Origin of the sequence: Thioclava dalianensis, assembly GCF_000715505.1 — a bacterium.
GTDB classification, from domain to species: Bacteria; Pseudomonadota; Alphaproteobacteria; order Rhodobacterales; family Rhodobacteraceae; genus Thioclava; species Thioclava dalianensis.
Map to the genome: position 1 here is coordinate 1 of NZ_JHEH01000056.1, position 11,482 is coordinate 11,482.

At 59.8% G+C, this 11,482-nt stretch carries 9 protein-coding genes and 1 pseudogene; 6 read left to right on the forward strand and 4 right to left on the reverse strand.

The window, feature by feature from the left end:
* The 4 genes and pseudogenes from DL1_RS21385 to DL1_RS19755 form a co-directional block, all read right to left on the reverse strand.
* Positions 1-840 (reverse strand): annotated as a pseudogene (locus tag DL1_RS21385) (IS3 family transposase); the annotation flags it as partial.
* A gap of 691 nt (positions 841-1,531) precedes the next feature.
* Positions 1,532-1,918 carry an ester cyclase gene (locus DL1_RS19745; RefSeq protein ID WP_038069827.1) on the reverse strand — a complete coding sequence of 129 codons (387 nt, stop codon included), beginning with the start codon at positions 1,916-1,918 and terminating at the stop codon, positions 1,532-1,534.
* 47 nt (positions 1,919-1,965) lie between these two features.
* Positions 1,966-2,787 carry an EamA family transporter gene (locus DL1_RS19750; protein WP_143081732.1) on the reverse strand — a complete coding sequence of 274 codons (822 nt, stop codon included), beginning with the start codon at positions 2,785-2,787 and terminating at the stop codon, positions 1,966-1,968.
* A 130-nt stretch (positions 2,788-2,917) separates the two neighbouring features.
* A complete protein-coding gene (locus DL1_RS19755; RefSeq protein WP_038069832.1) occupies positions 2,918-3,823 on the reverse strand; it encodes a LysR family transcriptional regulator in 906 nt (301 codons plus the stop codon).
* A 183-nt stretch (positions 3,824-4,006) separates the two neighbouring features.
* Here DL1_RS19755 and DL1_RS19760 point away from each other — a divergent pair, with 183 nt between their 5' ends.
* From DL1_RS19760 to DL1_RS22280, 6 genes are all read left to right on the forward strand, one after another.
* Positions 4,007-5,671, forward strand: a complete 1,665-nt coding sequence (locus DL1_RS19760; RefSeq protein ID WP_038069853.1) for a GMC family oxidoreductase — start codon at positions 4,007-4,009, stop codon at positions 5,669-5,671.
* A 36-nt stretch (positions 5,672-5,707) separates the two neighbouring features.
* Entirely contained in the window at positions 5,708-8,218 is a 2,511-nt protein-coding gene (locus DL1_RS19765; protein WP_038069835.1) for a CoA transferase, read from the forward strand.
* A 52-nt stretch (positions 8,219-8,270) separates the two neighbouring features.
* Positions 8,271-8,696: a BCCT family transporter gene (locus DL1_RS22315; protein WP_218150873.1), complete on the forward strand. Its 426-nt coding sequence runs from the start codon at positions 8,271-8,273 to the stop codon at positions 8,694-8,696.
* Positions 8,696-8,935 carry a hypothetical protein gene (locus tag DL1_RS22320; RefSeq protein WP_038069839.1) on the forward strand — a complete coding sequence of 80 codons (240 nt, stop codon included), beginning with the start codon at positions 8,696-8,698 and terminating at the stop codon, positions 8,933-8,935. The genes DL1_RS22315 and DL1_RS22320 overlap by 1 nt, the downstream gene beginning before the upstream one ends.
* Positions 8,917-9,201, forward strand: a complete 285-nt coding sequence (locus DL1_RS22170) for a BCCT family transporter (RefSeq protein ID WP_038069841.1) — start codon at positions 8,917-8,919, stop codon at positions 9,199-9,201. The genes DL1_RS22320 and DL1_RS22170 overlap by 19 nt, the downstream gene beginning before the upstream one ends.
* Positions 9,202-9,963: 762 nt before the next feature.
* Positions 9,964-11,482 (forward strand): Ig-like domain-containing protein (locus DL1_RS22280; RefSeq protein WP_038069843.1); only part of this gene is annotated, 1,519 nt, incomplete at its 3' end.

Consider the following 11,482-nt stretch of genomic DNA (forward strand, 5'->3'; position numbering starts at 1 on the left):
AAACGGCAAATTCTTCCCGACGTAGGACGTTATCGACGCGAATGGTTTTCGGGTAGCCGAGCTTGGCGCAGACCTTCTCCAGCGTCTGCACGACGTCCTCGCCCCGGTAGGCGAAGCGGGGATCGGCTGCCGGGCACAGCCGGGAATGGGTATCCACCACCGTCAGGATGCGGAGCTTCTTGCCCATGGCAAGCTGATCATGGACAAAATCCATGGCCCACACGTCGTTCGGCCCAATCGCTTCCTGGCGATCCTCTCGCAGCTTCGCCTTCACCCTGCGCTTCGGGTGCTTATTCCGGAGCTGAAGCCCCAACTCATTGTAAATCCTGCGGGTCTTCTTCATGTTGATTGTCCACCCTTCCCGCCGCAGCAGGACATGCACACGGCGATACCCATACCGCACGCGTGTCTCGCAGATCTCCTTGATCCGCCTTTCGACGGCAGCCTGATCGGTGCGGCGGGATTTGTAGTGGAACGTGGAGGTGTCGAACCGAAGGGCCCCACAAGCCCCTCGGATCGATACGCCCCAATCGATGCACATCCCGCGAACCAGTTCGCGCATCCGGCCAGGCTTCAGAGCTTTCGGCGAATGACGTCCTGCAACATCTCCCGATCGAGTGTCAGATCGGCGACGATCTTCTTCAACCGTGCGTTCTCGTCCTCAAGCGCCTTCAGTCGGCGCATCTCGTCTGGCAGCAGGCCGCCATACTTCTTCTTCCAGTTGAAGTAGGTCGCCTGGCTTATTCCCGCCTTGCGACAGATCTCCGCGACGGGCGTTCCTTGCTCGCCCTGCTTCAGGATGAACGCCTTTTGCGCCTCCGTGAACTTCGATGCCTTCATGCGATTCCGCTCCTCTCCCAGCCAGGAAAGTTAAGCTGAAAACTCCAGTTTCAAACGGTCCAATTTCAGGGGGCAGAGCAGTCCTTTGCTGCCCCGTTTCAGCCGGTCCTCCCAGGCGAAGGACCTGAGCTGCGAACCCTGATCGGCATTTATGATCCCGGTTGGCCGGAAGCGGTGAACCACCTCGTTCAGCGCCTCGAGGTAGCGGACGCATCGGCCAGTAGATTCATAGAGGTTCTGCCCGACATGGGCATTTTAGCGTGTTCCCAAGTTCGCCGTATGTTCTTTGTGTGTTCTTGGGAACGAAATGGCCTCTAGGTATGAAAAGCTACAAGGTCGGTGTAATTCAAAATCCGCCGACGCAAGTCGTGCGAGTTCGAGTCTCGCCTCGGGTACCAGTTTGATTCTACGGGATAATTTGTCAGACATTCGCAGGGCCGGCGTCGCGCGGTCTGCGACGTTCGTGCTCCCTCTCTCAGCTCTCACGATTCGTGCCCGTCGGGATGCCTCGAGCGCTGAACACGGTGGAGGGCACCCGGCAAAACCTTTCGCACACTGGATCGAGCGGGGCAGGCGGCAGCCGCTCGTGCCGATAGCGGTCTCGCGGAGTGCCAATCATCTTGCGAAATCTGGTCACGGCACTCGGGACGCGCTCGACGCCCAGATTCAAGCCCGCGCATCGCCCAAAGTGTCAGAGTTGCGCGGCGATGCGGGCAGTGTCGATCACGGACCAGACCTTGCGGATTTTGCCCCGCTCATAGGCGTAGAACACGTTCTCATCGAAGCGAACGCGTCTCCCGTTCACCGGGAGACCGAAAAGTTGGCCCACCGGCGTGCAGTCAAATGCGAGCCTGCTGGCGATCATCGGCGGGTCGCAGGCGAGCAGGGCGATCGTGAAGGAGAGATCGGGGATCGCCCGAAAATCGGCAACGAGCATCTCACGATAGCCCTCAAGCCCGATCGTGGCGCCGTTATAGTCGACATTTTCGGCCACGTAGTGATGTAGGTCGTGCCAGCCCTGTCGGTTCAAACAGGCGATATATTCTTGATAAGATTGGATGATCTCGTCTCGCGTCACGGCTCCACCTCTGCAGTCGGGATTATCTCTGCCGATTGAAACCAGCCCTACGTTCGGCTTGCGCGACTATAAGCGCCGATACATGCCGCCAGAAGCACCGTTCCCAAGAGTGCCCAGAGGCTCACCTGCGCACCAAGCGCCATGATGTCGATGCCGTAGCCTATCGCAATTGCGGCCAGCAACGCGAGCGAAACGGTTGCGACCGGAACGTGCTTTAGGGCTCCCACAAGACTGAACTGATAGAGCAACCCAAAGAGCCCTACGCCAAGCAGCTGAGGCGCCGAGGCCGCAAGACTGTCGCCCAGCCCACTGGTATCGTTCGAGAACAATGAGAACAGGAGCAATGCCAGCGTCGCGTAAACGAAATACATCACCAGAATGGCGTCCGTGCCCTCGCTGTGCGAAATCCTCTTAATCTCGAACAAAGCCATGGCGCCAAAGAAGGCCGAGGCAAGCCCCAGCAACGCGCCGAACGGGCTGATATCGGCAGAAGGCTGCACGATCATCGCAATTGCCACCACGGCCCCGGCCACATAGAGAAATCGAAAATCGGCTTTTACTTGGCCCAAGCAGACTGAGATCACATAGGAGAAGATCGGCACTGTGTAAGACAGGCAGAGGGCCGTCGATAAAGGGATTTTTGAGATCGAGCCGAAGAGGCAGGCGACCGAACAAAAGCCAAGCGCTGTTCGCAACACATGCTTCAATGGCCGTATGGCTCGAAACTCGAAGCCTCGGATCCCAAGCCAGACGGTATAGATCAGCGCTGAGATGCCGAACCGCGCCAGCAGGACCTGCGCGACGGGCAGATGGTGGCTCGTCTTCACCGCATAGCCCATCAGCGCAAGGCTGATAGGGCAGAGGACCATCAGAGCGATAGACTGCTGTCGAGTTTCTAATTCGAACATTCTGTTCTTATCCCTCAAACTCTGCAGCCCGTCGATGCCGTTTTTACGACGGTCCAGATCCTGGAACAGCGACGCCGCCCAAGACGGCGCGTCACCAGACGCTGGACACCTGCTCGAAAAGGGCTGTGATGACGGGATGGTCTTTTCGCTCTTCCAAGGTCTGGATCACAAGGCAGGCCGGGACGCGCAGTTTTTCACAAACGGCGAGGCCAAAGGTTTGTCTTTGGTGCAAGGCGACCGACTCTCGGCACAGGCTCAGGCCGACGCCCGCGCGGACCATCTCAAGCATCGAGGCTTCCTGATCGACCATTGCGACGCAGTTTTGCACGCAGCCATGCTCATGGAAAATGCGTGTCAGGAGCCGATTGTGCACGGAGGTCGGGGAGGTCCCGATCCAAGGCAGATTGGCCAGATCCGACCAGTTCGCAGCGGCGACACGTGCGTCCCAGCCAACCGGCGCGATGACGCGATAGTAGAAATTGGCCAGTTTCTTTGTGTATAGCGGGCGTTCTGCGGGCGCCGTGTCCACATCGTCCGGCGAGGCCAGATAAAACCCGACATCGATCTGTTGGCGCTTCAGTTTCTCGAGGATTTCCCCGCTGACCCCATGGATCAGCTCTGTGCTGATATTCGGATGTGCTTCGCGAAGACGGCTGAGCAGGCGACCGAGGCGAATGAATTCCGGATCGACGATGGTGCCAATCTTCAGCTTGCCAGAGACCTGACCGCATTGCGCGCTCGCGCTGCGACGAAACTCGGCCATCGCATTCAGCACTTGCTCGGCCTTTGGCAGCATCGCCGTTCCGTCCGGCGTGAGGTCCAGACCGTGCGGGGTGCGCTTGAACAGCGTAATGCCGGTCTCTTCGCTCAGGCGCTTGATCTGATGGCTGATCGCGGGCTGCGTGAGGTTGAGCACTTCGGCGGCGCGCGAGACAGTGCCTTCACGTGCGACCGTCACAAAGGCCAGAATACTGTTTAGGTTCGAGAATCTCTCCATATTAAGAAACCTAATATCAGGCAGAGAAATTTGTCATTAGGAAAAGCCGCTCAAGCCTTTTAGCCCTTATGGGAGTTGCTGCGCTGGGAGGAGCGTACGGCACGCGACGCAGCCCTGCATGCAGGGCTTCTTTGGGTGTCCGGTCATCTCTGGTGTTGCGGGGCCGACCAGAAGGACATCGCCATGCGGAATGCTGAGACAGAGTTTGACTACGTTGTGATCGGGGGCGGATCCGCGGGGTGTCTATTGGCCAACCGTCTGAGCGCGGATTCGAAGAACCGGGTTTTGCTGCTCGAGGCCGGGAAGCCCGATACCTACCCGTGGATTCATATCCCCGTCGGCTATCTCTATTGCATCGGCAATCCGCGCACCGACTGGATGTATTCCACCGAGCCCGACAAAGGGCTCAACGGTCGCGTCCTGCGCTATCCGCGCGGCAAGGCGCTGGGTGGCTGCTCGTCGATCAACGGCATGATCTACATGCGCGGCCAATCGCGGGACTATGACAACTGGGCCAAGCTCAGCGGTGAAGACGAATGGGACTGGGAGCACTCGCTGCGTGACTTCAAATCCCATGAGGATCACTGGAAGCTCGACGATGGCGCCGATCCTGCGACCGGCGAGAACAGCCGGTTCTCCGACATGCATGCCAATGGTGGCGAATGGCGCGTGGAAAAGCAGCGCCTGCGTTGGGACGTGCTCGACAGCTTCTTGGATGCCGCGGTGCAGGCCGGGGTCGAGAAGACGGATGATTTCAATAGCGGCGACAATGCGGGCGTTGGCTATTTCGACGTGAACCAGCGGTCGGGCTGGCGCTGGAACAGCTCGAAAGCGTTCCTGAGACCCGCCAAGACCCGCTCCAATCTCACGATCTGGACCGAGGCGCAGGTCGAAAAGCTCACCTTCGAGACAGATGCCTCCGGCACGCTGCGCTGCACCGGGGCGCGCGTCAATCGCAAGGGCCAGACGCTTACCGTCAGCGCCAAGAAGGAAACGGTGCTGTCGGCGGGCGCGGTCAACTCGCCGGCGATCCTGCAACTCTCGGGCATCGGGCCTGCGGCGCTGTTGAAATCGCACGGGATCGAGGTGCTGCGTGATGCGCCCGTGGGCGAGAACCTGCAAGATCACCTGCAGATCCGCGCTGTCTTCAAGGTCAAGGGCACGCGTACGCTCAACACCCTGGCCGGGAACCTGTTCGGAAAGGCCATGATCGGTGCGGAATACCTGTTCAAGCGCTCCGGTCCGATGAGCATGTCGCCCAGCCAGCTTGGTGCGTTCACCCGCTCGGACCCGAGCCGCCCCTATGCCAATCTTGAATATCACGTGCAGCCTCTCAGCCTTGAGGCCTTTGGCGAGCGTTTGCACGACTTCCCGGCGATGACGGTCAGCGTGTGCAACCTCAACCCCACGAGCCGGGGCCATGTGCGCATTCGCTCGGGCAATTTCCGGGACGCGCCGATGATCTCTCCCAACTATCTCGACACCGCCGATGACCGTAAAGTCGCGGCTGACAGCCTGCGGCAGGTGCGCGAACTGATGTCGCAGCCCGCGATGAAGCAATACCAGCCCGAGGAATTCAAGCCGGGGCTGCAATATCAAAGCGACGACGATCTTGCCCGGCTGGCTGGCGACATCGCGAGCACGATCTTCCACCCGGTGGGAACGGTGAAGATGGGGCGTGAGGATGACGACAGCGCCGTGCTCGATCCGCATCTGCGCGTCAAAGGTGTGAGCGGTCTGCGGGTCGTCGATGCCAGTGTCATGCCCGAGATCACTAGCGGCAACACCAATTCGCCGACCTTGATGATCGCTGAGAAAGCGGCCCGCTGGGTCCTTGCCGGTCGCTAGCCCCCTGACATAAGACTTCCGCCCTCTGGAGAGACCATGCGCAAATCGTTTTCCAATCTTCCCCTGACTGGCGTCAAAATCGTCGATTTCGGGCAATATATCGCCGGGCCCGCAGTGGCGATGCTGCTGGGCGATCTGGGGGCTACGGTCGTGCATATCGATCCGCCCGACGGTCCGATGTGGGACAGCCCCGCCAATGCGACCTTGATGCGCAACAAGCTGATCGTGAATCTGGATCTCAAATCCGAGGACGGGCTGGAAAAGGCGCGCGCGCTATGTGCCGAGGCCGACATCATTGTCGAGAACTTCCGGCCCGGGAAACTTGCCAAACTCGGGATCGATTTCACGGCGATGCGCGAAGAACGCCCCGAGCTGATCACGATCTCCATTCCCGGCTTTGCGTCGAATGACGCGCTGCGGCGCGAGCTGCGGGCCTTTGAAAGCGTCGTGGCGGCCAGTTCGGGCGTGTTCACCGATATGGGGCTCAACCGGGTGCTGATGGGGCTCAACCCGTCTTTCTCGCCGCTGCCGCTTTCCTCGGCCTATGCCTCGCAGATCGCGGCCTCGGCGACGGTTCTTGCGTTGCAATCGCGCCAGCTCACCGGACTTGGCGATCAGATCGAGGTGCCGCTTGCCGCTGCGATCATGGAAGGGCTGTGCTACAACTCCATTCAGGTCTCGGATGTGCCCAGACGCTATCTCACGCAGCGTGAGATCGAGATCGAGCGGCGCCGCATCGAAGGTCTGCCGATGAACGTCTCGTTCGAGGAACTCCAGGAGCTCCTCGATCCGTTCTTCCGCAGCTATATGTGCAAGGACGGGCGCGGCTTCTACGTCGTTTGCCCCAGCCACAAATACCACGCGCGCCGCTGCCTTGAGGTTCTGGGCCTCTATGAAGAGATGGTCGAGGAAGGCCTGCAAGAGGAAGAAGACACCTACAAGCCGCAGGCGGAGTGGGAAACCGACACCTCGCTTGGCGTCTATCCGATGCCGAAATTCTGGGCCGACAAGATCGCTGCGCGCATGAAAGAAGTTTTCATGACACGCACCTCGCATGAGTGGAAGCGTCTGTTCGGACGCGCGGGCATTCCGGGCGCGCCGCAGCGTTGGTTGCAGGAATGGATCAACGATGAATTCGCCGAAGCCTCCGGTCTCATGATCGATGTCTGGGATCCCGAATATGGCGAGATGACCCAGCCCGGCCCGGTGGTCTGGATGGAGGAAAGCGGCGAGGAGGCGCTTGCCCCTGAGCCTCGCCGTTGGGTGGAGTTCCCCGAGGCGCTGAAGGTTCTGCGCAAGCTGCGCACGGAGATCCCGGACCCCGAAGACGGCATTGCGCAAGAGGGCTGGCTGTCGGGCGTGCGCGTTCTCGACATGTGCAACGTGATCGCGGGGCCGCACTCGGCCAGCTACCTTGCCCGTTTCGGCGCCGAGGTGATCAAGATCGATCCGGCGAAGCCGCTCTATGACAGCTGGAACACCGTGATGTACGGGATGAGCCAGGGACGTGGGAAGCGCTCGATCCTGGCCGATGTGAAATCCGAGCATGGGCGGAAGGTCTTTGAGGATCTGGTGAAATCCGTCGATGTGATCTTCTGGAACGCGCCGGACAGCCAGATCAAACGGATGGGGCTGGATGCCGAAAGCCTGCGCAAGCTGAACCCGGAGGCGATCTTTTGCAAGCTCGACTGCTTCGGCGGCGTGCGGCGTGGCGTGCGCACCGACTATATCGGCTATGACGATCTGGTGCAGGCCACCACCGGCATCATGCTGCGCTTCGGCGGCTCGATGGACCGGCCCGAAGAGCACGCGCATGTGGGGACAATCGACGTTATGTGCGGATTTGGCGGTGCGCTGGCCGTGGCATCGGCTCTCTATCAGAAGCACCGCTTTGGCCGGATCGGGCGCGGTCGCACCTCGCTGAGCGCCAATAGCGGCCTGCTGCAGATCCCCTTCACCTATGACTTCCGGGGGCGGGGGCTGTTTGATGAGCCCTCGGGGCCCGAGGTCAACGGCTATGACTCGCTCAGCCGTTTCTACAGCACGGCATCGGGTATCTATATCTTGCTGAGTGCCTATGAGGCCGACTTGCCGCGCTTCCGCAATGTCGAAGGAATGGAGGATCTCCCGGATGTGCCGGAAGAGGATCGCGCCGCGTTCCTTGCCGGGGCGTTCCAATCCCTTCCGGCGAATGAATGGGTCGACCGCCTGCGGGCCGCCGATATCGGCTGCGCGATCTGTCACAACATCGAGGCGCTGCGGGCTGAGAATGTCCGTGAGGCCGATGGGACACCGGGCACGGACCGGGGGAGCTATTCGTTCTCGCTCTATGAGGATCACCCCAGCGGTCATAGCGTCACACAGCTTGATCCCTATGCGGTACGCCCCACGCGCGGTCGTGTCTTTGCGCTGTCGCCGACCGAGAAATTCGGGACCTCGACGCGGGAAATCTTGAGTGAGCTGGGCTACTCGGAATCTGCAGTGGAGAGGATGCTGAAATCCGGTCAAGTCAGCGAAAGCTGGAGCAAGGAATATCTGCCCAGCTAAGGGCTATGTCAGGGCGCTCGCTCGTGGGCGCCGTGATCTTTAATCAGACAGAGTGAACGCCACCGAAGCTTTTACGATTGTTCGGGTTGGTCATGTCGCATGCACATTCGGCAGAGGGAGGAGGCTGCCCGAACCTCAAGTGCCAGAATGGGGGAAACATGGCCAAGAGACCCCCTTTAATGAACTGCATATCCTGACCGCCGATAGCGGCTTCTATTCCGGCTTTTCAAAGAGTGTCGCGATCCCCTCGAAAATTCTTGTCAGCGCCCTGATCGTTTGGACGATGGCTGTTCCCGAGACCGCAGCCGCGGTTCTCAATGCGCTCAACGGCGCGATCCTGAAGCGCTTTGTGACCTGGTATATCTGTGCAGCGGCCGGGTTTTTCCTTCTGTGCATCTTACTGGCTGTGGTGCGCTTCACCGACATGCTGAAGCTTGGCCGGCCGATGACGAGCCGGAATTCTCGTGGTCCTCCGTGATGTTTGGCGCAGGTATCGGGGTCGGGATGCGCACCTTTGCAACCGCCGAGCCGAGGTATCACGTCGCGCTCGTGGGCGGCACGTCCATCGGCATGACGCGCAACGGCATGGCGGGAGAGGCGACCTCCGGCGCGGGTCAGAAAAGCCTGCTTTTCGTGATGCTCGGCCTGATACTGCATGGCTTTTGGTCCTGGGCGATGGCTGTGCTCATCGTGGTTTGTTGCCGACCTATCTCGTGAGCACGGCGGACTCCGCGATCCGGACCGTCAGCACGATCAATGCCGCGGGTGAGGAAAGCCCGAAGGGCCGCGGCCATATCATCGTCTGGGGTCCGGCGCTCAACCTTGTTGTTGGGGCCCTGCTGTACGTAGGCGGGCTGGCGGCGATCAAGACAGCCATGGTGATCGGTGCCTTGCCGTTCAGCTTCGAGATGTTCCAGATGTGCATCTCGCATGGTGCGGTGGGCTCATTTTTGCTCGGGTGTCTCGCGATTCAAAACCGTTGAGATCGGGGCAGCCGTCACGCGTCCCTACCGTAGCTTTGCGGTCGCGTTACGAGAGATGATTCGGGCAGCAGGGCACGACAGAGGCGACAAACACCCCGAATTGCAAAATTTGGATGCATTTTGAGAACAATCTTTGCTGCGGTGCAGCGCGATTGAGCAGGATCTTTGTTTGGCATCAATCGGCATATTGGTCCCGGCGTAAGTTTCCGGTTTCGAAACAATTTTGCGGGGTAAGTGAGCCGATCTCGGAGAATGGCGCGTTCCGGCCTGTCCATTTGGACAGGTCATTCCTGTCTGTTTGCACGCAATGCGTGTTTTGCCTGAAACAATTCCTAAACGACAGAAAATTTCGCGGCGAAATTCATCGCCTGCCTACCTTTCTATTTGGACAATTGCGGCGCTTTTGAGGCAGATTTCTCTTTCTTTCATGGCGCGGTAGCGGCATTTTGCTTGCTATGCACGACTGGGGGCATGCTGGCCACGGGGGCGGCCAGTGAAGTGATGGTATCCTTCAGATCTGTGTTCGATAGCTGCCTAGCATGCGCGCTTTGTTGTCAGGGCGCGTCGCGAAAATGGGACGAATGTGCCGGTGACACCGGTTTCATTCGATTGTGGGCTGCTGCGCAACGCAGATCTCAAGATACCCGAGCTTCAAACACATAGTGGGGGCGCAAGCCTGCATACAAATCGGCGCTGCCAACGCGCCTAGGTAATGACGGCGCACCGGATGCAGACCCGGGGCGGTGTTCAAGGAGACTTGGGATGACGATTTTTTTCTGGGATTGTAATAATCGGCCTGTGGCGCGCGATGATTATGCAGAGACAGCTTATAACACGCCCGTCAAGATCGACGTCCTCGCGAATGACTATGATCGCGATGGCGACACGCTCAAGATCTATGGAACGCCGACCGCCAGCAATGGCTCGGTTGCCGTAAACGCCGACGGGACGATCACCTTCACGCCGGATGCGGATTTCTCGGGGACAGCTGAGATCTGCTATAAGATTTCCGACGGTCATGGCGGCTACGATACGGCCACGGTCAATGTCTGCGTCGAGGAAGAGCAGCCCGACGGGATCGTGTCGGGCACCTCGGGCGATGATCTGATTGATTACGACTATACCGGCGATCCGCAGGGCGACATGGTCGACCACGAGGACGCGATCCTGCCGCATGACACGCCCAATGACGATATTATCGAGGCTGGTGCGGGCAATGACACTGTCTATGCGGGCGCGGGCAATGACTCGGTCGACGGCGGCGACGGCAATGACCTGATCTATGGTCAGGGCGGCGATGACACGCTTAACGGCGATGCGGGCAACGATACGATCTATGGCGATAATGGCGGTGAAGACAGCCATACGCCCGTGGCCGATCCAGTCAGCGAAAAGCTCGACTGGGGCTGCTTCAAAACCGATTGCGGCCATGTCGTCGATCAGACCGTGGATATGGGCAACACCAAGGTGGCGTTCGACTTCAACGTGCTCGATCAAGGCGCCTCGGCCACCTTCACCAATCAGACCGAATATGTCGGAAGCACCGGGATCGACGCGCATTCCGGGCTCAAGCTCTATGGGTGCGGCGGCGAGGGCGGGATCGATCCGACCTCTTCGACCACGCTCACCTTCTCGAGCGACAATGACAAATATACTGGCGAGGTGCAGCATACCTCGTTCCTGATCAACGATGTCGACAAGGGCTATCCCTACGACAATCACGTCGATGTCGTGACGCTCTCGGCGCTGGACGCGGATGGCAAGCCGGTCGCGATCAAGATCACGCCGATGGGCGACCAGACGGTGACCGACAACGGCGATGGCACCTACACGATCACCGGCACGGATAGCGATACCGGCGACGGGACCCATGATGCCGATGACAAGGTCGGTTCGGTGCGGATCGATATCGCGGATCCGATGGCCAAGCTGACAATCGGCTATGCCAACGGGGCCAATACCGATCAGGCGATCACCGTCACGGATATGCATTTCGAGACCGTCCCGGTGCAGACCGATGCGGGTGAGCCGGGCGATGACCTGATCAATGGCGGCCTCGGTGATGATGTGCTCTATGGCGAGCAGGGCAACGACACGCTCAACGGTGACGCGGGCAACGACACGCTGGATGGCGGCGCGGGCAATGACTTGCTGCACGGCGGTGATGGCAATGACTCGCTCTCGGGTGGCGATGGCGATGACAGCCTCTATGGCGATGCTGGCAATGACACGATCAATGGCGGTGCGGGGGATGACTATCTCTCGGGCGGCGAGGGTGATG

What these genes read in the sequence shown, in the direction of transcription:
- DL1_RS19765 (WP_038069835.1), top strand. Translation starts at nt 5,708, where the DNA reads ATGCGCAAATCGTTTTCCAATCTTCCCCTGACTGGCGTCAAAATCGTC.
- DL1_RS19750 (WP_143081732.1), bottom strand. Translation starts at nt 2,787, where the DNA reads ATGGTCCTCTGCCCTATCAGCCTTGCGCTGATGGGCTATGCGGTGAAG.
- DL1_RS19760 (WP_038069853.1), top strand. Translation starts at nt 4,007, where the DNA reads ATGCGGAATGCTGAGACAGAGTTTGACTACGTTGTGATCGGGGGCGGA.
- DL1_RS22320 (WP_038069839.1), top strand. Translation starts at nt 8,696, where the DNA reads ATGTTTGGCGCAGGTATCGGGGTCGGGATGCGCACCTTTGCAACCGCC.
- DL1_RS19755 (WP_038069832.1), bottom strand. Translation starts at nt 3,823, where the DNA reads ATGGAGAGATTCTCGAACCTAAACAGTATTCTGGCCTTTGTGACGGTC.